Origin of the sequence: Rhizobium sp. 18055, assembly GCF_902706285.1 — a bacterium.
Taxonomy (GTDB): Bacteria; Pseudomonadota; Alphaproteobacteria; order Rhizobiales; family Rhizobiaceae; genus Rhizobium.
Window position 1 is genome coordinate 1 of the sequence record NZ_CACSKD010000294.1, and the last position, 439, is coordinate 439.

Annotated in this window: 1 protein-coding gene and 1 pseudogene; both read right to left on the bottom strand. The window is 57.9% G+C overall.

Annotation, left to right across the window (positions count from 1 at the left end):
• Positions 1–239 (bottom strand): annotated as a pseudogene (locus GVL52_RS30700) (hypothetical protein); the annotation flags it as partial.
• Positions 240–304: 65 nt separating this feature from the next.
• Positions 305–439, bottom strand: a 135-nt coding sequence (locus GVL52_RS31225) for a type II toxin-antitoxin system RelE/ParE family toxin (protein ID WP_160012752.1), incomplete at its 5' end; no start/stop codon positions are given.

Consider the following 439-nt stretch of genomic DNA (forward strand, 5'->3'; position numbering starts at 1 on the left):
ACCGTCAACCACGCCGCGCCCGACTGGCGCATGAAGTGCGCTCCATCTACCTTCGCGCGAGGCAAACCCACCTGGCACATGACCGAGTGCATGAACGCGAAATCGTTGCCAGTCGGCGACTGGCCCATGATGTCAGCACTGGCTGAGATCAGCTCGATCTCGCGCTTCGTGGGCAGTTTCCGAGCAGCTGCGGCCACTCCCTGCTTTCGTGTGATTTTGCTAGGATCTGTCATGGTCATCCTTTCCTCCCCAGGACTTGGCCAAAGCCCGGACTGTTGACGCAGTCTCGGGCTCTTTTTTTGCATCAAGCTACTTGTTGAGCGGCATGCAGCAGCCGCAGAATTTCCACCGTGCTGGTGTCGGGCAGCAATCGATAGAACACGATGTAGTTCTTGTGAACCACCAGCTCCCGTACACCCTTCTGTAATCCTGGTCGGCC